The 20,951-nt window shown below is 73.0% G+C and carries 11 protein-coding genes, 1 tRNA gene and 3 pseudogenes; 10 read left to right on the top strand and 5 right to left on the bottom strand.

Annotated elements, in window-relative coordinates; all coding sequences use genetic code 11:
* Positions 1-74: 74 nt before the first annotated feature.
* Positions 75-962: a siderophore-interacting protein gene (locus CP984_RS06610; protein ID WP_003983613.1), complete on the top strand. Its 888-nt coding sequence runs from the start codon at positions 75-77 to the stop codon at positions 960-962.
* 27 nt (positions 963-989) lie between these two features.
* On the opposite strand, the gene CP984_RS06605 is transcribed toward CP984_RS06610, so the two are convergent.
* On the bottom strand, positions 990-4,346 hold the full coding sequence (locus CP984_RS06605; RefSeq protein WP_030185194.1) for an ATP-binding protein: 3,357 nt from the start codon (positions 4,344-4,346) through the stop codon (positions 990-992).
* Between the two features lie 38 nt (positions 4,347-4,384).
* Here CP984_RS06605 and CP984_RS06600 point away from each other — a divergent pair.
* From CP984_RS06600 to CP984_RS06575, 6 genes and pseudogenes are all read left to right on the top strand, one after another.
* Positions 4,385-4,765, top strand: a pseudogene (locus CP984_RS06600) (sugar ABC transporter ATP-binding protein); the annotation flags it as partial.
* Positions 4,766-4,791: 26 nt separating this feature from the next.
* Positions 4,792-5,774 (top strand): annotated as a pseudogene (locus CP984_RS06595) (Gfo/Idh/MocA family protein); the annotation flags it as partial.
* 136 nt (positions 5,775-5,910) lie between these two features.
* Positions 5,911-6,924, top strand: coding sequence for a sugar phosphate isomerase/epimerase family protein (locus CP984_RS06590; protein WP_003985977.1), 1,014 nt, complete (start codon positions 5,911-5,913; stop codon positions 6,922-6,924).
* Positions 6,925-7,005: 81 nt separating this feature from the next.
* Positions 7,006-7,543: pseudogene (locus tag CP984_RS06585) on the top strand (sugar phosphate isomerase/epimerase); the annotation flags it as partial.
* Between the two features lie 85 nt (positions 7,544-7,628).
* Positions 7,629-8,018 (top strand): chorismate mutase, encoded by a 390-nt coding sequence (locus CP984_RS06580; protein WP_003985979.1) that lies wholly within the window; start codon positions 7,629-7,631, stop codon positions 8,016-8,018.
* A gap of 152 nt (positions 8,019-8,170) precedes the next feature.
* Positions 8,171-8,815 (top strand): PASTA domain-containing protein, encoded by a 645-nt coding sequence (locus CP984_RS06575; protein ID WP_003985980.1) that lies wholly within the window; start codon positions 8,171-8,173, stop codon positions 8,813-8,815.
* A 25-nt stretch (positions 8,816-8,840) separates the two neighbouring features.
* Here CP984_RS06575 and CP984_RS06570 read toward each other — a convergent pair whose 3' ends face one another.
* From CP984_RS06570 to CP984_RS06555, 4 genes are read right to left on the bottom strand one after another with little or no spacing between them, the layout of a single operon-like run.
* Positions 8,841-10,202, bottom strand: a complete 1,362-nt coding sequence (locus tag CP984_RS06570) for an OFA family MFS transporter (protein WP_003985981.1) — start codon at positions 10,200-10,202, stop codon at positions 8,841-8,843.
* Positions 10,199-12,352 carry an acetate--CoA ligase family protein gene (locus CP984_RS06565; RefSeq protein WP_003985982.1) on the bottom strand — a complete coding sequence of 718 codons (2,154 nt, stop codon included), beginning with the start codon at positions 12,350-12,352 and terminating at the stop codon, positions 10,199-10,201. Before CP984_RS06565 ends, CP984_RS06570 begins: the two co-directional genes overlap by 4 nt.
* A 32-nt stretch (positions 12,353-12,384) precedes the next feature.
* Positions 12,385-13,641: a formyl-CoA transferase gene (gene frc, locus CP984_RS06560; RefSeq protein ID WP_003985983.1), complete on the bottom strand. Its 1,257-nt coding sequence runs from the start codon at positions 13,639-13,641 to the stop codon at positions 12,385-12,387.
* 10 nt (positions 13,642-13,651) lie between these two features.
* Positions 13,652-15,343 carry a thiamine pyrophosphate-binding protein gene (locus CP984_RS06555; RefSeq protein ID WP_030185197.1) on the bottom strand — a complete coding sequence of 564 codons (1,692 nt, stop codon included), beginning with the start codon at positions 15,341-15,343 and terminating at the stop codon, positions 13,652-13,654.
* 347 nt (positions 15,344-15,690) lie between these two features.
* Between CP984_RS06555 and CP984_RS06550 the strand changes: the two genes are divergently transcribed.
* From CP984_RS06550 to aroF, 3 genes are all read left to right on the top strand, one after another.
* Positions 15,691-15,778: transfer RNA gene (locus CP984_RS06550), tRNA-Leu, on the top strand.
* 654 nt (positions 15,779-16,432) lie between these two features.
* Positions 16,433-19,378, top strand: a complete 2,946-nt coding sequence (locus tag CP984_RS42605; protein ID WP_032922831.1) for a helix-turn-helix transcriptional regulator — start codon at positions 16,433-16,435, stop codon at positions 19,376-19,378.
* A 373-nt stretch (positions 19,379-19,751) separates the two neighbouring features.
* On the top strand, positions 19,752-20,807 hold the full coding sequence (aroF, locus tag CP984_RS06540) for a 3-deoxy-7-phosphoheptulonate synthase (RefSeq protein WP_003986822.1): 1,056 nt from the start codon (positions 19,752-19,754) through the stop codon (positions 20,805-20,807).
* The last annotated feature ends 144 nt before the right edge of the window (positions 20,808-20,951 follow it).

Raw genomic sequence — 20,951 nt, 5'->3', positions numbered from 1 at the left:
CGGAGGTCCCACGCGCTGTACCGTCCGCGCGCCACGGCCCGTCGCCGGCCGATGGCCCTGCCCACGGAGACGCCATGCAACAGCCCCCTTCCCAGCCCGCCACCCTGCCGGTCCGCTACCTCCGGGTCACCGCGGTCCGGCGCCTCTCACCGCGCATGGTGCGCGTCACCTTCGGCGGTCCCGACCTCGCCGGCTTCCGTCTCGACGCGCCTGACCAGCAGGTGAAGCTGTACTTCCCCAAGCCCGGCCAGGCCGTCCCGCGGCTCCCGGAGCCGCCCGCCGACGGCGACCCGATGCGCTGGTACGCGGCGTACCACGCGATCCCCGAGGACGAACGGCCGTGGATGCGCAGCTACACCGTCCGCGCGCACCACCCCGAGGACGCGACGATCGACATCGACTTCGTGCTGCACGGCGCGGGGGCGGCGCGCGGCCCGGCGACCGAGTGGGCGGGCCGTGCCGCGCCCGGCGACACGCTCGGCATGTTCGGCCCGTCGGCGTACTTCGCCCGGCCCGTCCCTCTCGGCACGGCCGACTGGACGCTGCTCGCCGGGGACGAGACCGCGCTGCCCGCCATCGGCACCCTCGCCGAGTGGCTGCCCGAAGGGGCCCGCGCGGTGGCGTACATCGAGGTGGCGGACGCGGCGGAGGAGCAGACCTTCGCCACCCGCGGCGACCTGACCGTGCACTGGCTGCACCGGGACCGTCGCGCGGCCGGGCCCGGTGAGCTGCTGGTCGAAGCAGTACGCGGGGCCGACTTCCCCGCCGGTTCGGTCTTCGCCTGGCTCGCCGGGGAGGCGGGCGCGGTACGCGCTCTGCGGAGGCATCTGGTCGAGGACCGGGGCCTGGACAAGCGGTCCGTCGACTTCACCGGCTACTGGCGCCGGGCGCTGTCCCAGGACGACGCGCCTACGGAAGAGGACCTGGCCGAGGCACAGGAGCGGCTGGCGGACGCCCAGTAGGCGCGCGGGGACCGGCGTTCGCGCTGGTCAGATGAGGGCGGCGGCCTCCTTCACGGAGAGGCCGCCGCCTTCGCGGTAAGCGCTCTCGTACGCGTCCGCCGCCAGCGCCGCGCGCACCGCCGCCCCGGCCCGCTCCCGTACCCGGGCCTCCACCGCGGGCGGCAGCGGCTGAAAACCGAAGCCCTCGGCCTCGGACGCGTGGCGGTCGTACGCACCCAGCAGGCGCGCCCCTTCCTCGGCAGCCCCTGTCCCGGCCGCGTCCAGCTCCGCCATCGCCCACGCGGCGCAGAGGAACTGATGGGTGACCAGGTACGGAGCCACCAGGTGCGCGAGTGCGGCGAGCTGCCGCACGGCCCGGCGCACATGCTCACGGGCCCGGACGAAATCCCCGTCGAGGCAGTCCAGCCAGCCGTGCAACCCGCTCACCATGCCCGTGAAGATCGGCGGGGTGCCGCTGGTGAACGCCTGCTCCGCCTCGTTCAGCTGCTCCCGGGCGAGGCCGGTGCGGCCGGTCCGGCCGTAGTGCCGCGCCAGCAGCAGCCGCGCCGTGCTCAGCGTCTCCCCGGCGGCGGGCCGGGATTCGGCCACGGCCTCCAGCAGCAGTCGCTCGGCCTGCTGGACGCGGGGTGACCGCACCGCGGCGCCTTCCTCCGTCCCGTACGTCCCCTCCAGTCGTACGGACGCCAGCCGCGCCTTGAACTCCGGCACTTGAGCGTGGGCGCCGATCCGCTCGGAAGCCTCCATGGCCCGCGAGAAGTCCGCGTCCGCCAGTGCGTACTGCCCACGCCGCTCGTACGTGTCGCCGCGCGCGGACAAGGACTCGGCGATGCCCCACAGGTCCCCGGCCTCCTCGAAGAGGGCCAGCGCCTCCTCGGCGTCGCGCGCCGACCGGTCCAGTTCGGCGGGCCGGTTGTCGAGCAGCTTGGTCCGCAGCAGCAGCGCCAGACCCAGTTCCCAGCCGTCGCCCAGCTCACGGCAGTGGCGTACGACGGCGTCGACGGTCTCGTCCAGCCCGGCGAACCCGCCGGTCATCAACCGGGCGAAGAACCACATGACGCCCGGCTGCCGACCGGTCTGTGGCAGCCCGGGACGGTACGCGGCCACGACCGACTCCGCACGCACCGGCCCGGACGGCCCGGCCCCCTCACCGCTGCCGGCCAGCACCAGCAGCCGCACCCCGCGCCGGGCCTCCCACAGCCGCTCCCCGGACCACGGCGGCGCAACCGCCGTACACCGGTCCGCCAGCGGCTCCGCGGGCCGTACCGGATCGGCGAACGGGTCGGGGCCCAGGTCCGCGACGGCGGCGGCCCAGTGCCGCGCGTCCGCCTGGTGGTTGCGCAGCTGCCAGAACCAGCTCATCGACAGCGCCAGGCACAGCCCCTCCTGCTCCTCGCCCCGGCCGACCGCCGTGCGCAGCGCGGCCCGCACGTTGTCGTGCTCGGTCTCCAGGCGCGCCAGCCACTCCGCCTGGCGCGGCCCGCGCAGTCCGGGCTCGCCGGTACGGGCCAGCTCCCGGTACGCCGTCAGGTGCCGCAGTTCCACGGCCGCCCGCTCACCGGACTCCGTCAGCCGCTCCCCGGCGTACTCGGCGACCGTTTCGAGCAGCCGGTAGCGCATGCCGCGCGGGCTCTCCGGGGCGGCGGTGACCAGCGACTTGTCGACAAGCGAGGTGAGCGCGTCCAGGACATCGGCGGGGGAGCGAGGGCCGTCGGCCAGGCCAGGGGCGGCACACACCTGCTCCGCCTCCGCCACCTCACAACCCCCCGCGAAGACGGCCAGGCGGCGCAGCACCGCCCGTTCGTCGGACGTGAGCAGGTCCCACGACCAGTCCACCACCGCCCGCAGTGTCTGCTGCCGGGGCAGCGCCGTCCGGCTGCCGCCGCTCAGCAGCCGGAACCGGTCGTCCAGCCGATCCGCGATCTGCCGTGGCGTCAGCGCCCGCAGCCGCGCCGCCGCCAGCTCGATGGCGAGCGGCAGCCCGTCGAGCCTGCGGCAGATCTCCGCGCACGCGGCCGGGTCGTCCTCCGTACGGAATCCGGTGCGCGCGGCGGCGCCCCGCTCGGCCAGCAGCCGGAGCGCGGCCGACGGCGGCAGCGGCTCGACGGGGCGCACCGACTCGCCCGGTACGCCGAGCGGTTCACGGCTGGTGGCCAGCACCGTCACACCGGGGCAGCCGGCCAGGACGGCGTGCGCCAGCCCGGCCGCCGCACCGATCACGTGCTCGCAGTTGTCCAGGACGAGCAGCAGCCGCCGCTGCCCGCAGTGCTCCACCACCTGGGCGAGCGGCGTCGTGGGGCCGCCGGGCGCGCGCAGATCGTCGGCCCCGGGGGCGCGTACCTGCGTCGGATGCCCGCCGAGCGCGGTCAGCACGGCCTCGGGCACGTTCTCCGCGTCCCGTACGGAGGCCAGCTCGGCGACCCGGACGCCGTCGGGCCACCGCGCGCCGTCCGCGACCGCCGCATCGGCGGCTTCCAGGGCCAGCCGGGTCTTGCCGACACCGCCCGCGCCGAGCAGAGTGACCAGTCGACTGCTCCCCAACTCCTCCCTCAGCCAAGCGATTTCGGTGTCCCGGCCGACGAACGAACTGAGGCGGGAACGGAGCCGTACGGATGGTGCGGGCGTGCGGGGTGCCGGGGCCGGACCCGGCACCCCGGCCAGCAACTCCGCATACAGGGAGCGCAGTTCGGTGCCGGGATCCGTGCCCAGCCGCTCGGCGAGCCCGGCCCGTACCTCCTCGTACGCCTGCAACGCCTCCGCCTGCCGTCCCGCCGCCGACAGCGCCCGGATGTACAGCGCTTGCAAAGGCTCGTCCAGCGGCTCCGCCGCGGCCAGCGCCGCCAGCTCGGCCAGCGCGTCGGCCGCCCGGCCGCACGCCACCTCGGCCGCCAGCCGGGCGCGCCGCGCCTCGCCGTGCCGCCGTTCGGCCCGTACGGCGAGCGGGTCGCCGTCCCGGTCCGGCAGATCCGCCAGCGCGGGACCGTGCCACAGCGCCAGCGCCTCGTCCAGCAGACCGGCGGCGCCGGCAGGGTCACCGGCACGCAGCGCGGCGACCCCCTCCGCCGTCAGCCGCTCGAAGCGGAACAGGTCGACGGCGTCCGCCTCGGCCGCCAGCGCGTACCCACCGGGCGACGAGGTCACCGCCGCCCCGCCGAGCGCCCGCCGCAAGCGCCCCACCAGAGCCTGAAGCGCCGCCGGAGCATCCGCAGGCGGCTCCGCCTCCTCCCCCCACACCTGCGCAATCAGCCGCGCCACCGCCACCGGCCGCCCGCCACCCGCCGCCAGCGCCACCAGCAGCGCCCGAAGCCGCGCACCCTTCAGAGGCACCTCGGTGCCGTCGGGGCGGCGGGCCTGCGCGGTGCCGAGGATGCGGTAGTGGTAGATCACTGGGTCATTGTCCCTGGGCGGCCGTGTGCCGCCGAACCCTCGGACACGAGCCGGCCACCGCCGGTTTTCTCCGTGCCCGCGCGGCGCGGAGCGCGACCGCCGGGCTCCTGCGCCGCCTCGGCCACCCCGAGATCGACCCGGGCGCACCCGTCGGCTCGCTCTCCGCCGCCGGCCAGCAGATCGCCTCCATGGCCCGCGCCCTCTCCCACGACGTACGTCTGATCGTCATGGACGAGCCGTCCGCCGCCCTCGACCCGGACGAGGTCGCGAACCTCTTCCGTATCGTCGCCGACCTGACCGGCGCGGGCGTCGCGGTCGTGTACATCTCGCACCGGCTGGAGGAGGTACGGCGCGCCGGCGACCGTGCCACCGCCCTCAAGGACGGCCGCGCCGTGGCCCGCGACCTGGACGCGGCATCAGGGTGACGAGGTCCCGGGTGGATGTCGCCGCCGAGACCGACTGGCGGCGCCTGCTGGAGCGCGACGACGTGCACCTTGTCGACATCTGCACGCCGGGCGACAGCCATGCCGAGATCGCCGTCGCCGCCCTGCGGGCCGGCAAGCACGTCCTGTGCGAAAAACCGCTGGCCAACTCGGTGGCGGAGGCGGAGGCGATGGTGGCGGCGGCCGAGACCGCCCGTGCCCGCGGCAGACTCGCCATGGTCGGGTTCCACTACCGCCGTACCCCGGCCGTCGCGCTCGCCCGCCGTATGATCCGCGACGGCCGGATCGGCACCCTGCGGCATGTACGCGCCGGCTACCTCCAGGACTGGCCGGTCGACCCCGAGGCGCCGCTGACCTGACGGCTGCGCCGCGAACAGGCGGACTCCGGCGCGCTCGGCGACCTCGGCGCGCACCTGGTCGACCTGGCCCGGTACCTGGCGGGCGAGCGGCTGGCGGGCGGCTCGGCGGTCACCGGCGCCTTCGTACGGGAACGGCCGCGGCCGTCGGGCGGCCGTGGCCGACGGGCGGCCGTGGCATCGTCACCGTGGACGACGCCGCCCTGTTCACCGGTCGCTTCCCCTCCGGCGCACTCGTCTCCTTCGAGGCCGGCCGGGTCGCCGCGGGCCGCAAGAACGCGCTGCGCATCGCATTCAACGGCGCGCACGGCTCGCTCGCCTTCGACCTGGAACGGCTCAACGAACTGGCCTTCCACGACCGGACCGAACCGGCCGACGCCGCCGGGTTCCGCCGCATCCTGGACACCGAGCCCGGCCACCCGTACCTGGAGGCGTGGTGGCCGCCGGGCCACGGCCTCGGCTACGAGCACGCCTTCGTCCACCAGGCCCGCGACCTCGTGCACGCCATCGCGGCGGGCGCCGAGCCCGCACCGGCCTTCGCGGACGGGCTCCAAGTGCAGCGCGTTCTGGTGGCCGTCGAGGACAGCGCCGCCAAGGACTGCACGTACACACCCGTACCTTGCTCCTGATGCCCTGTCGGGTTCGGGTGGCCGGACTGTCCCACCTGACGCCCCGCCCCCTCTTGTCAGTCACGGCTCCGCACCCGATCGTGTCCCTTCGGCTCATCGCCCCGCCCGACGCCCCGTCCGTCCCGAGGAGGCCCGTATGGCCAGACCGTTCACGCTCTTCACCGGACAGTGGGCGGACCTGCCCCTGGAGGAGGTCTGCCGGCTCGCCCGCGACTTCGGTTACGACGGGCTCGAACTCGCCTGCTGGGGCGATCACTTCGAAGTCGACCGGGCGCTGACCGAGCCCGGCTATCTGGCCACCCGGGGCCAGCTGCTCGACAAGTACGGACTCAAGTGCTGGGCCATCTCCAACCACCTGGTGGGGCAGGCCGTCTGCGACGCGATCATCGACGAGCGGCACCGCGCCATCCTGCCCGCCCGCGTCTGGGGCGACGGCGAGCCCGAGGGCGTACGGCGACGGGCCGCCGCCGAGATGGCGGACACCGCGCGCGCCGCCGCGGCCTTCGGCGTACGGACCGTCGTCGGCTTCACCGGCTCCGCCATCTGGCACCTGGTCGCGATGTTCCCGCCCGTACCGCCCTCCATGATCGAAGCCGGGTACGCGGACTTCGCGGACCGCTGGGGTCCGGTCCTGGACGTCTTCGACGCGGAGGGCGTGCGGTTCGCCCACGAGGTGCACCCCGGCGAGATCGCGTACGACTACTGGACGACCCGCCGCGCCCTGCAGGCCGTCGGCCACCGCCCCGCCTTCGGCCTCAACTTCGACCCGAGCCACTTCGTCTGGCAGGACCTCGACCCGGCCGGCTTCCTCTACGACTTCCGGGACCGGATCTACCACGTGGACTGCAAGGAGGCGCGGTGCCGGCTGGACGGCCGCAACGGCCGCCTCGGCTCCCACCTGCCCTGGGGCGATCCGCGCCGCGGCTGGGACTTCGTCTCGGCCGGGCGCGGCGAGGTGCGCTGGGAGGACGTCTTCCGGATGCTGCGCGCGATCGGCTACGAGGGCCCGGTGTCGGTCGAGTGGGAGGACCCGGGCATGGACCGCCTCCAGGGCGCGCCCGAGGCACTGGCCCACCTCAAGACGTACGACCACGAGCCGCCCGCCGCCGCGTTCGACGCGGCCTTCGGGGCGGGCCCGACCGGGGTGTGAGGACCTGACGGCCCCATCGGCCGGGGGAGCACCGAGAAGCCCGCGCGCCCACCACCCGCAAGGGAGGCAACCGTGCACGCCTCCGCCGACCCCACCGCGTACACCTTCGCCACCAACCTGACCAAGGTCCTCGGCCATGCGGAGGCCCTCGGCCTGCCATACATCGGCACCCCCTCCGTCCCCGACCGCTACGGCAACACCATCGACGCCTGGAAACGCGCCGCCGCGGAATTCAACGCGTACGGCGCCGCCGCCAAAACCCGCGGCATGCGTTTCTAGCACCACAACCACGCGGAGGAATTCGCTTTCGCCACCGACAACCCGCGCGTCCGCCTTTACGAAGTCCTGCTCGCGGAAACCGACCCGCGGCTCGTCTTCTTCGAGATGGACATTTTCTGGGCCTAGATCGCCCAGTACCCGTTCTCCCGTCGGCCGGACGGCACCCCACCCCCTTCGAACCCCTCGACTACGTCCCGAAGTCGCCCGGCCGCTACCCCCTTCCCACTGGATCGTCGAACGCGACGCCGCCGTGGACCCGGCCGCCAACCCGGCGGGCTCCCTGTCCACCGCCCGCCGCTCGGCCCGCCATCTGCGGAGCCTGCGCGCGCCGTGCGGTTAAGCCGTACGCCCGTGGCCGGGTAGTGTGCACAGGATCAGCACTGCCCGACCGGGGCGGCCGGTACGACCAGATTGGCGAGACGTACATGAGCGAGGGGACCGCACCACTGGCGGGCGACGCGACCTCCGTCGCCGACGAGGAGGCGCGTGAGCGCCTGATCTACCTGCGCGGCAGCATCGACAACCTGGACGCCGCGCTGGTGCACCTGCTCGCCGAGCGGTTCAAGTGCACCCAGCAGGTCGGTGAGCTCAAGGCCCGCCACCATCTGCCGCCCGCCGACCCGGCCCGCGAGGCCACCCAGATCGCCCGTCTGCGCAAATTGGCGGAGGACGCCAAACTGGATCCGGCTTTCGCCGAGAAATTCCTGAATTTCATCATCGGCGAGGTCGTGCGGCACCACAAAGCCATCGCGCAGCAGGGCACACCCGTGACGGACGAGGCTCCCGAGGCGTCGGTCCCGGCCGCCGAACACTGACCGGGACGGCGGCGGCCGAACAAGAATTCCCGCCCCGCCCCGTACAACCCTCGGGGGGTATCGGCGGTCTCCCTGTCCGTCACGGTCCGTTACGGCATCATCGCCGTACCGGCGCCGTACTCGGACGACGCCATTCCCGCACTGGGGGAGCCATGCACCGCACCACCGTCACCGTCGCCGCCGTCGCGGCCCTCTGCCTCGGGCTCGCCGCCTGCCAGCCGTCGGGGAGCGCCGACGGCAACGGCGGTTCGCCCTCGAAGGCGGCGCCGGAGCCGAGCGTGGCCGGGGAGACCACGCCGGGACCCGCTCCGGCCCGTACGGTCACGCTGCCCGACCTGGTGGGCAAGGGACTGCAGAGCGCGCAGGACGCCGCCCAGGCGGCCGGTTTCCGGGCGCTGCGCAGCCATGACGCGCTCGGGCGCGGGCGTATGCAGGCGTTCGACCGGAACTGGAAGGTCTGTACGCAGACCCCCGGGCCCGGTGCGGTCGACACGCGTAAGACGGTGGATTTCGGGGCGGTGAAATTGTCGGAGACCTGCCCCGAAAAGGATGCCGGGGCCGAGGCCTCCGCCGCTCCCGCCTCGACCATGCCCGACCTCCGGAACAAGTCGGTGAAGGTGGCCCGGCGCGCTTTCGACACCAGTACCAGTATCAGCGTGAAGGACGCGTCGGGCCGCAACCGGATGGTTCTCGTGGAATCCCATTGGAAGGTGTGCCGCCAGAATCCCGCGGCGGGCACGAAACTGGACGGTCAGCCGGTGACGCTGGAAGCGGTGAAATTCCAGGAGGAGTGCTGAGAGGAGGGCGCGTACGGGGAATCCGTTACCCCGCCACGGCCGCCCCTTTTCCCGCCGGCCGCCGCAACAACAGCGACAGTCCCGCCGCCAGCAGCCCCACGCACCCCGCCACCGCGTACGCGCCCTCGTACCCCCACGCCGCGACCACCGACGCGCCGAGACCGCCGCCCAGGAGGCCGGAGACGAGTTTCGAGCTGTAGACGAGGCCGTAGTTCGACGCGTTGTTGTTCTCGCCGAAATAGTCGGGGACCAGGGCCGCGAAAAGCGGGAAGAAAGCGCCGCCGCCGAAGCCGGATATGAAGGCGAAGAAGAGGAACAGCGGCTGGTTGGCGCTTTCGCCCGCCCACAGGACGCCGAACTGGGCCAGCCCGAGGACCAGGCACACATACGTCAGGGTCGGCCGCCGTCCCAGCCGGTCCGAGAGCCAGCCGACCACGCCCCGGCCCGTGCCGTTGACCACCGACATGATGCCCATGGAGGACGCGGCCACCAGCGGCCCGAACCCGGCCTCCCTGGCGAACGGCACCTGGAAGGAGATCCCGAAGATCGAGACGCCGGCGGTGCACAGCAGGCAGACCCACATCAGCGGCAGCATGCCCGTACGGACGGCCTCGCGCGGCGTGAACTGCGCTGCCGCGGGCGGGTTCCTGCGCAGTGCCGTGGAGGTACGGGCGTCGCGCGGCACGGCCAGCGGGTCGACGTGCGCGGGCCACCAGTTCTTCGGCGGGTCCTTGAAGAACAGGCCCGCCACAGCGGTCAGCAACAGCACATACAGGCCGACCAGGTCGAGAACGGCCTGGTAGTCGCCGGAGTCGAAGCCGTAGGAGAACAGGAAGATGAACGGCACGGCGCCGTACGCGAAGCCGCCGTTGACGAAGCCGGTCTTGCCGCCGCGCCGCTCCGGATACCACTTGCCGACCGTGTTGATGCAGGTCGCGTAGACCAGGCCGGCGCCGGTGCCGCCCAGCATGCCGAAGCCGGCGACCGCCCACCGGATGTCCGTGGCGTGGCTCAGACTGAGGAAGCCCAGCAGTGACAGCACCGACCCGCACAGCATCGCGGCCCGGCTGCTGAGCAGGCCCTTCTCCCGCAGCCTGCCCGCGGGGAAGGCCACCGCCGCCTGGCAGAAGATCCAGACGCTGAGCACCCAGAAGGTGCCGGTGTGCGTCCAGTGGTGGGCCGTGGCGAGGGTCGATTCGGCGGCCCCGTAGGCGTACTCGAAGATGCTGATGCCGAGCATCGCGATCCAGGGCAGCAGCACCATGGTCCACCGCGGGCGGCCGAGCAGCTGCCGGTCTGTCTCGCCCAGCCGGTAGATCCGGCCCTGCGCGTCCCGGACCTCGGTGAACGCGGCCCGGCCCGGGTGCCGTACGTCCTGCGTCGTCACCGCGCACCGCCTCCCGGCAGCAGGCCGGCGGCGCGCGCCCACCGGTACTTCGCCCCCAGTACCGCCACCGGCAGCTCCGTCGTGTACGGGTACGCCACCACGCCTCGCTCGAAGAGGTACGCGCTGGCCTCCTCCACCTCGGTGTCCCCGGCCAGCGACACCACCACCGGCTTCTCGATGCCCGCCGCCCGGAACTCGGCCACCACTCGGGCGGTCAGTTCCGCGAACACCATGGGCGGGGTGACGAGGGTGTGCCAGTAGCCGAGCACCAGGGCGTGGACGCGCGGGTCCGTCATACCGAGCCGGATGGTGGCCTCATACGTGGCGGGCGGTTCGCCGCCGGTGATGTCCACCGGATTGCCGGCCGACCCGAACGGCGGGATGAAGCGCCGGAATGCGGCGTCCAGGTCGTCGGGGACCGTCATGAGGCGCAGCCCGTGGTCGACGGCCGCGTCCGAGAGCAGGACGCCGGACCCGCCCGCCCCGGTGATGATGATGACGTTCTCGCCCTTGGGCGCCGGCAGTACGGGCAGCGCCCGCGCGTACTCCAGCATCTCGTGGAGCCCCGGCGCCCGGATGACGCCCGCCTGCCGGAGTACGGCGTCGTAGACCGCGTCGTCACCGGCCAGCGCGCCGGTGTGCGATCCGGCCGCCTTCGCGCCCGCGCCGGTCCGCCCGGCCTTCAGGACCACGACCGGCTTCTCGCGCACGGTCTCCCGCGCGGCTTCCACGAACGCCCGGCCGTCCTTCAGGTCCTCCAGGTGCATCGCGATACTCCTGGTGCGCGGGTCAGCGCCGAAGTACGTGAGCAGGTCGTCCTCGTCCACATCGGCCTTGTTGCCGAGCCCGACGATCGCCGAGACGCCCGTACGGGTGGCGCGCGCGAAGCCCAGGACGGCCATGCCGATGCCGCCGGACTGCGAGGTCAGCGCGACCGGACCGGTGACGTCGTACGGGGTGCAGAACGTGGCGCACAGCCGCTGCCAGGGGGAGTAGTAGCCGTAGATGTTCGGGCCGAGCAGCCGGGTCCCGTACTTCTCGGCGACGGCCACCAGGCGTTCCTGGAGGGCGTGTTCGCCGGTCTCGGCGAAGCCGGAAGGGATCAGTACGGCGTTCGGTATGCCCTTGCGCCCCACCTCCTCCAGAGCCGCGGGCAACAGCGGCGCGGGGATGGCGAAGACCGCCACATCGGCCCCGTCCGGCACATCCGCCACGGAGCGGTACGCCGTACGGCCGAGAATGTCGCCGCCCTTCGGGTTCACCGGATGGACCGCGCCGTCGAAACCGCCGTCGAGCAGGTTGCGCAGCACCGCGTGGCCGATCTTCCCCGGCTCGTTCGAGGCGCCGATGACAACGAGGGAGCACGGGCGCATCAGCCGCTCCATAGAGGCGAGGATCTCCTCTTTGGCGTACCGGCGGCGCCGTGGAGGCGGCCCGTCACCGAGCACGATCCGTACGTCGGCGGCGAGCACCCCCTCGGGCGCGGCGAACACCGGGTTCAGATCGACCTCGGCGATCTCGGGGAAGTCGGCGGCCAGCCGGGACACCCGGACGATCAGGTCGGCCAGCGCCGTACGGTCCACGGCGGGCCCGCCGCGTACGCCGCGCAGCACCTCGGCCGCGCGGATGTCGTCCAGCATGGATTCCGCGTCCGTCATCGAGGCCGGCGCGAGGCGGAACGTGACGTCCTTGAGTATTTCCACCAGCACCCCGCCGAGCCCGAACGCCACGACCTTCCCGAAGGTCGGATCGGTGACCGCCCCGACCAGCACCTCCAGCCCCTCCGGCACCATCTGCTGTACCTGTACGCCCTCGACGCGGGCCTCCGGGGCGTACGCGGCGGCGTTCCGTACCACCTCCGTGTACGCGTCCCGTACCTCGGCCGCCGAGGACAGGCCCACCCGTACGCCGCCCGCGTCCGTCTTGTGCGGGATGTCCGGCGAGACGATCTTCAGCGCGACCGGACCGCCGATCTGTCCGGCGAGCTCCACCGCCTCGTCCGCCGACTCCGCCAGGCCCTCCGCCGGGGTGGGAATGCCGTACGCCGCCGCGAGGAGCCGCCCCTCGGGCGCCGTCAGCGTCGTCCGTCCGGCCGCCCGCGCGGCCCGCAGTACAGCCGCCGGGTCCGCGTGCCGTAACCGATCGCCCACCAGACGCTCCTGTCCACCCGTCAACCGGTCCATCAGATGACCCCGTCCTCCCTGAGCAGCCGCAATTCCTCCGCGCCGAGCCCCAGTTCGCCCCCGTACACCTCCTCGTTGTGCTCGCCGAGCAGCGGCGAGCGGTCGATCTCGACGGGGGAGTCGGACAGCTTCAGCGGCGATCCGACGGTGGTGAACGTGCCGCGCTGCGGATGCCGGACCCGCACGACCATGCCGTCCGCGGCCAGCGACGCGTCCTCGACGAGCTCCTTGGTGGACAGCACCGGGCCGCACGGGATGGCGTGCGCGGTCAGCCGGTCCAGCACCTCCCACTTGGGCAGCGTGCTGCTCCACTCCTCGATGAGCTGGAACATCTTCGCCAGCTTCGGCAGCCGCGCGGCCGGCGTCGCCCACTCGGGGTCCTCGGCCAGCTCGGGCCGCCCGATCAGCTCCGCGAGCGGCCGCCAGCCCGCCGGCTGCACGATCACATATACGTAGTCGTTGGGGCCGCCGGGCGCGCACCGCACCGCCCAGCCGGGCTGCCCGCCGCCGCTCGCGTTGCCGCTGCGCGGCACCGTGTCCCCGAAGCCGTCGTTGGGGTACTCCGGCAGCGGACCGCGCTCCAGGCGCTGCTGGTCGCGCAGTTTGACGCGGCACAGATTCAGCACCGCGTGCTGCATCGCGACCTGGACGCGCTGCCCGCGCCCGGTGCGTTCGCGCTGGTAGAGGGCGGCGAGGATGCCGGCGACGCAGTGCACGCCGGTCCCCGAATCGCCGATCTGCGCACCGGTCGCCAGCGGCGGCCCGTCCGCGAACCCGGTGGTCGACATCGCCCCGCCCATGGCCTGCGCGACGACCTCGTACGCCTTGAACCGCGTGTACGGGCCCTCGCCGAAGCCCTTGATCGACGCGTACACCAGGCGCGGATTGATCTCCCGGACGCGCTCCCACGGGAAGCCCATCCGGTCCACGGCGCCCGGCCCGAAGTTCTCCACCAGGACGTCCGAGCGCCGGATCAGCTCGCTCAGCAGCTCCTTGCCCCGCTCGGTCTTCGTGTTCAGGGTGATGCTGCGCTTGTTGCAGTTGAGCATCGTGAAGTAGAGCGAGTCCACGTCCGGGATGTCGCGCAGCTGACCGCGGGTGACATCGCCGGTGACCGCCTCCAGCTTGACCACGTCCGCGCCGAGCCAGGCGAGCAGCTGGGTGGCGGACGGGCCGGACTGCACATGTGTCATGTCCAGCACCCGGACCCCGGTCAGGGCCTTGGCGCCGGGACCGTCCTCGTGAGCGGTGCCCATCAGCGACTCCTCACTTGTACATGGTCTGGTTGACGGTTCCGGGGGCGTACGCGTCCGGGTCCACCCAGACGTTGATCAGCGAGGGCAGGCCGGAGCGCCGGGCGCGCTCCAGCGCCGGCCGGATCTGCGCGGGGTCGCGGACCTCCTCGCCGTACCCGCCGAGCATCCGCGCGAAGGCGTCGTACGGCACATCGCCCAGCGTGTTGCCGATCCGCTCCCGCGCCTCGCCGTACTTCGCGCGCTGCCCGTACCGGATCTGGTTCATCGAGGAGTTGTTGCCGACGATCCCCACGAACGGCAGGCCGAAGCGGACCAGCGTCTCGAAGTCCCACCCCGTCAGCGAGAACGCGCCGTCCCCGAAGAGCGCCACGACCTCCTTGTCCGGCTGGGCCCGCTTCGCCGCCAGCACGAACGGCACACCGACGCCGAGCGTGCCCAGTGGCCCCGGGTCCATCCAGTGCCCCGGCGCCTTCGGCCGCACCACCTGCCCCGAGAAGGTGACGATGTCGCCGCCGTCCCCGATGAAGACCGAGTCCTCGGTCAGGAAGTCGTCGATCTCGGCGACCAGGCGGTACGGGTGGATGGGCGCCGCGTCCGAGCGCAGCAGCGGCAGCCGCTTCGCCACCGCGGCCTCCTCGACGGCCCGCAGCTCCTCGATCCACTCCTTGCGCCGGGCCGCCCCGGTGTCCAGCCGCCCCGACGCGGCCTGCGCGGCGGCGGCCAGCACCAGCCCCGCGTCGCCCACGATCCCCAGGTCGACATCCCGGTTCCGGCCGACCGTGCGGTAGTCCAGATCGATCTGCACCACGGTCGCGGCCGGCGAAAGCCGCTTCCCGTACCCCATCCGGAAGTCGAACGGCGTCCCGACGACCACGATCAGATCGGCGTGCGTGAAGGCGTGCCGGCGGGACAGCTGGAAGTGGTGCGGATCACCGGGCGGCAGCGAGCCGCGGCCCGCGCCGTTCATGTAGGCGGGCAGGTTCAGGTCCCGTACGAGAGCGGCCGCCGCGTCCGTACCGCGCGTCGTCCACACCTGTCCGCCGAGCAGAACGGCCGGCTTCTCGGACCGTACGAGCAGCTCGGCCAGCCGCTCGACGGCGTCCGGATCACCCGCCGAACGCGTCGAGGCGCGGTAGTGCCCCGCCCGGGGAACCCGCGCCGTACCGCGCGGCACCTTCGCGTCCAGCACGTCCCGGGGGATCTCCAGGAAGGACGGCCCGGGAGCCCCGTGGAAGCACTCCCGGAACGCCATCGAGACCATGTCGGCGACGCGCGCGGTGTCCGGCACGGTCGCCGCGAACTTCGTGACCGGCGTCATCATCTCGACATGCGGCAGGTCCTGAAGAGACCCCATCTTGTGCTGACCGAGCGCCCCCTGCCCGCCGATCAGCAGCATCGGCGACTCGGCCCGTAAGGCATTGGCCACCCCGGTCACGGCGTCCGTCGTCCCGGGCCCCGCGGTGACCACCGCACACCCCGGCCGCCCGGTGATCCGCGCATGGGCATCCGCGGCATGCGCGGCAACCTGCTCGTGCCGCACGTCCACCACGTCGATGCCCTCGTCGACGCAGCCGTCGTAGATGTCGATGATGTGACCGCCGCAGAGGGTGTAGATCACGTCCACGCCCTCCGCTTTGAGGGCTTTGGCGACGAGGTGGCCGCCGGAGATGGGGGTGTCGGGGTTCGGGGTGTCGTCGGGCATGGGGCATCGCGTCCCTTCGTGGGGGTGACTGCTCGTGGAGGCCCGGTGCTGCCGTGGCACGGCACGGTGATCGCAAATCGCATACAGTCGACGAATACTGTATGGAGCGTTATCCCGCATCGGACCGAAGCTGTCCAGGGCGTACCGCATCGTTCAAGCCACGGTCCGACGCGGCGGGCCGGCCGCTCCCGTGGCCCTCCGCTTGGCCCGGAGCCCATCCGCCCCACCGCCGACCAGGGCATAAGTCGCCCTTATGTCCCGCCCGGATACGCAGGTGAAACCCACTCCGAAACCTTGGTATTGTTGTCCATGTCGCCGCGGGGAACGCCCCGCGAAGACCACACCTAGTCCGGGTGGCGGAATGGCAGACGCGCTAGCTTGAGGTGCTAGTGCCCTTTATCGGGCGTGGGGGTTCAAGTCCCCCCTCGGACACCAGCTGAGACCCCTGTTCATCAGGGGTTTTTTGCTTTTTGGCGCGAGCGTACGGAAGGGCCCGCCGGAGATCCACCTTGTCCCCTCCGCGCTACGGCGAACCCACACGTCCGGCAGTAAGGGCACGGCCAGTCTCGTATCCCAGCTCCCACCGCGTCCGCGCCGGGTGCCTCGACGCACGTGCGCTTGAGTTCCCTCCACTCCGGCATGGTCACCTCCTGCTGTGCGGGACGCCCTCGGTGCGGCAGGGGTGAGCCGGGACCGTCGATGCTCGCGGGGGCTGAGGTGGCGTGGTGAGTGGTGGAGTGTGGGGGATTGGGGTGTTGCTGTGGGGTGCGTTTGGGGCTCTGGATGGTGATTATGGTTACGCGCCGTAAGGGTGATGGGGGAGGTTGTGCGGTGGGTGGCCAAGGGAATGGTGGACTCCTCAAATTGTTTCACTGCTGGGGGTGGTGGCGGGGTAATGTTGGTGGAATAAGGGACGTGTTAGGGCGGGGCGGGTCGTCGCCGGGTGCGGACGCGGGGGATGACTGTTCCGGGGCCGGGGAATGACGGCCGGGTGCATTTTCTGTGGCCGTTGGAGCCGAGGGGCCGGTCGCGGCTGGATATCCGTCCTACTGAACAGCGGGAGTCCGGATACGGGGGTGAAGCCGGCTCATGAAGTTGGTGGAACGGGACACGGAGCTCTCCGTCCTGGAGGGCATGCTCGATGCCTGTGCGGCCGGGCGTGGTGGGGCGGCGTTGGTCAGCGGTGCGGTGGGCGGCGGGAAGACGGCGCTGCTGCGCGCGTTCCGGGAGCGGGCGGCGCCGGCCGGTGCGGTGTGGTTGCAGGCCACGGCGACCGCGGCGGACAAGGACGTGCCGCTGCGCGTGGTGGGGCAGCTGCTGCGGACCGCCGGGTCGCCCGGCGCGGACGGGGAGCCGGCGGTGTGGCCGCTGACGTCGCCGGTCGCGGGCGGCGTGCCGGTGCGGGGCGCCGACGGCGCCGTTCCCGCGGAGGTGGTCGCGGACGTGTTTCCGCGGCTGTGCGGAATCCTCTTCGCCCGGGCCAGGAAACGGCCGGTGGTGGTGTGCGTCGATGACGTGCATCTGGCCGACGCCTATTCCGTGGAATGTCTGCTGCATGTCGTGCGACGGCTGGATGTCAGCAGGATTCTGGTGGTTCTCGGGGAAAGCAGCGGTTCGGAGTGGGACGACAGTCGTACGCGGCGGGAATTGCTGCGGCGGCCGGTATGCCGTTTTCTGCATGTCGGTGCGCTGCCGCGGGACGGTATCGCCGCCATGCTGGCCGACGGGCGGAAAGGGCGGCGTTCGGCGCCGCCCGTATCGGAATTCCACCGGCTGAGCGGTGGCAGTCCGCTGCTGATGCGGGCGCTGCTGGACGATTACGCGGACGCGGACCGCGCCGGAGGTGCCGAGTTGGTGCCCGGCGAGGCGTACGAACGCGCCGTCGCGCTGTGCCTGAACCGCAGTGATCGCCTCACCCGCAGCACGGCCTGGGTGCTGGCGGTGCTCGGGCCGCGCGGCGAACGGGCCGAGCCCGCAGAGCTGCTCGGGGTCCCGCGCGCGGCGGGCGAACGCAGCCTGCGCGCCCTGCACGACATGGGGCTGCTGGCCGCCGGCCGGTTCCGTCACGAGGCGGGGCGGACGGCGGTGCTGCGCCGGGTGGAGCCGCCGCGCTCGCCGCGCCTGGAGGCCCGCGTCGCCCGGGTCCTGTACGAGTACGGGGCGTCGTCGACCGTACTGGCCCGCCATCTGGTTGCCGCGGAGAACGTGGACGCCCCCTGGGTGCTGCCCGCCCTCCTGGAGGCGGCCGAGGCGGCACTGGCTCGTAACGAAGTGGGGCGGGCGCTGGACTGCCTGCGCGTGGCCCGGGACAGTTGCGCGGACGAGCGGCAGGTGCTCAGGGTGCGGATCGCGCTGGTACGGGCCGGGTGGCGGGTGGATCCGTCCGCCGCCGTACGGTACCTGCCCGCCCTCACCGACGCCGCGCTGGCCGGGCGCCTGACTCCCCGGGACATGAAGGCGCTGATCGGCCATCTGCTGTGGTTCGGCAGGGCGGATGAGGCGCTGGAGGTGCTTCGGGTGGTGGAGGGGTTGGGGGAGAGGGAGGGGCTGGAGGAGAAGGAGGAGCTGGGGGAGGTTGCGGAGGGGGCTGTGGCCCCTGGGCGGTGGGGAGTTGGTGGGGCGGGGGAGCGGCAGGTGGTGGAGTCGGCCCGGCTCTGGTTCGCCTATGGGTACCCCGGGGTGGCGGCCCGGTGCGGGGCCGCGGTGGCCCCGGGGCCGTACGGAGGCGTGGGGGCCGGTGGCCGGATCGCGGGTCTGGTGGCCGAGTGCGGTACGCAGCAGCGGGCCCTCGCCCTGATGGCTTCCGTACTGGACCAGGGTGCGGCCGGGGACGCGGTCGTCCGTGCGGAACGGATTCTCCAGGAGACCCGGCCGGAGGACCGGACCCCGGCGGCGGGGCTGGCGGCCCTGGTGGCCCTCATCGTCGCCGACGGGCTGCCGGAGGCTTCCCGGTGGTGCGACATCCTGCTGGCGGAGGCGCGTGAGCGGCGGGCGCCGATGTGGCAGTCGCTGTTCGCCACGGCCAAGGCGTACACCGAGATCAGACTCGGCGAGCTGGCCGCGGCGGAGGAGTCGGCGCACACCGCGCTGACCGTCGTCCCGCCCGAAGGGTGGGGAGCGGCCGTCGCGGCTCCGGTTGCCGCGCTCCTGTATGCGAAGGCTGCCATGGGGCGGCTGGACGAGGCCGCGGCGCACCTGAGGATTCCCGTGCCCGACGCGGCGTTCCGGACGCCCGGCGGGCTGCTGTACCTCTGGGCGCGCGGCCATTACCACTTCGCCGCGGGCCGCCCGTACGCCGCGCTGGAGGACTTCCACCGGTGCGGGGACCTGATGGCGCGCTGGCGTCTCGACCTGTCCGCGCTGGTGCCGTGGCGCTCCGACGCCGCGCAGGTGTACGTCTCGCTGGGGGACGACCGCCGCGCCCGGTCCCTCCTGGAGGAGGAACTGACCCGTCCCGGCCCCCGGCCGCCGTGGACGCGCGGGGTCGCGCTGCGGGTGCTGGCGGCGCTGGCCGAGCGCGCGGACCGCCCGCGGCTCCTCGCCGAGGCCCTGGACATCCTCCAGCGCAGCGGCCACCGGCTGGAGCTGGCGTACGCGATGGCGGAACTGTCGTACAGCTACTGGGACAGGAACGAGGACGGCCGGGCCCGGGTGGCGGCGCGCAAGGCGCAGCAGCTGATGCGGGAGTGCGGCATCAAGGCGCCCGTCCTGAAGGCGTCGCCGGTCGGCGCGGCGAGCGCCTGCCCGCCCGAGCGGCCCGAGCGGCCCGGGGCGGGGCGTTCGGCCACCGGGCTGAGCGGCGCGGAACTGCGCGTCGCGGCGCTCGCGGCGCGCGGGTACACCAACCGGCAGATAGCCGGGGCGCTGTTCATCACGATCAGTACGGTGGAGCAGCACCTGACCCGGGCCTACCGGAAGCTGGGCGTGCAGCGCCGTACGGACCTGGCGACCCGGCTGAACCTGGACGCCGAGGAGGGGACCGGGGCTGCCGGGTGCGGCGACGGCTTATCGCGTGACTGTCTGCGGGCCGGTTAGCCGGAAGAGGAGGGCGGGGCCCCTTCTCCGGTTGTTGAGGGCGCGCCCTCGGCCGGTACGGGCCCGCCCTTCGCCCCAGCCGGTACGCACCCACGATCGGCCCGGCCCCGGCGTTGCGCGGTTGGACACCCCGCCCCCCACCTATGGAATGATTGACCGCAATACCACATACCGCGAACTCCCTTGAAAACAGCCGCAGTTGTCGTGCATCGCGGCGGCGCGGCGGGGGTTCGCGCACGGGCGCCGCGGTGCGGCCGGACGGTCCCGGGGAGCTCCAGCAGACGGACCGGCGCACGGCGGTGCGGGCGTGCGCCGGTTTCTCGCAACCACATCCGGCCGGCCGGTGCCGGCCCACTCAACGGGAGGAACCCTCATGGTGGTGGTGATGGCCCCGGGGGCCACGCAGGAGGATGTCGACGCCGTCGTCGGCCTGGTGCGCGCGGCGGGCGGTGATGCCTTCGTCAGCCGGGGGGTGACCCGTACGATCGTCGGGCTCGTCGGGGACGTGGACGAGTTCGAGGCGCTCAACCTGCGCAGCCGCAAGGGGGTCCTGGACGTCGTACGGATCTCCGTGCCGCACAAGCTCGTCAGCCGGGAGCACCACCCCGCCCGGTCGGTCGTCCGGGTCGGCGGTGTGCCGATCGGGCCCGACACCCTGTCCGTGATCGCGGGACCGTGTGCCGTCGAGTCGCCGGAGCAGACGCTCACCGCGGCGCGGATGGCCCGTGCCGCGGGGGCCTCGCTGCTGCGCGGCGGCGCGTACAAGCCGCGGACCTCGCCGTACGCCTACCAGGGGCTGGGCGAGGCAGGGCTGCGCATCCTCGCCGACGTACGCGAGGAGACCGGGCTTCCGGTGGTCACCGAGGTCATCGATCCCGGCAGCGTCGAACTGGTCGCCTCCTACGCGGACATGCTCCAGATCGGCACCCGTAACATGCAGAACTTCGCGCTGCTGCAGGCGGTGGGCTCGGCGGGCCGGCCGGTGCTGCTCAAGCGCGGGTTCGGCGCGACCATCGACGAGTGGCTGATGGCCGCCGAGTACATCGCGCAGCGCGGGAACCTGGACATCGTGCTGTGCGAGCGCGGTATCCGCACGTTCGAGACGCGTACCCGCAACACGCTGGACATCAGCGCGGTGCCGGTGGTCCAGCGGCTGTCGCACCTGCCGGTGATCGTGGACCCGTCGCACTCGGGCGGCCGGCGCGAGCTGGTGCTGCCGCTGATGCGCGCCGCGCTGGCGGTGGGTGCGGACGGCGTGATGATCGATGTGCACCCGGCGCCGGAGGCGGCGCTGTGCGACGGCGACCAGGCGCTGCTCGACGCCGACATGCAGGAGATCGCCAAGACGGCCACCGTCCTGTCGCCGCTGATGGGCCGTTCGCTCACACAGCCGGTGCCGCGGACCCCGGCGGGGATCGCCGCCTCCTGACGCGGCTGCCGTTTCGAGCGCTTCGAGGGTGCGGGGCGCGCGGAGGTGCGGACGGCGCGCTGGGGCTCCGGCGCCGGCCGGGCGTACGCCGTCGGTAGGGGTACCCCGACGGGCGCTCGGACGAAAGCGCACACGACCCACCGT

The sequence above is a fragment of the Streptomyces rimosus genome, assembly GCF_008704655.1.
Taxonomy (GTDB): Bacteria; Actinomycetota; Actinomycetes; order Streptomycetales; family Streptomycetaceae; genus Streptomyces; species Streptomyces rimosus.
Note: the sequence above shows the minus strand (reverse complement) of the source record. Positions and strands in the feature narration are given on the sequence as shown.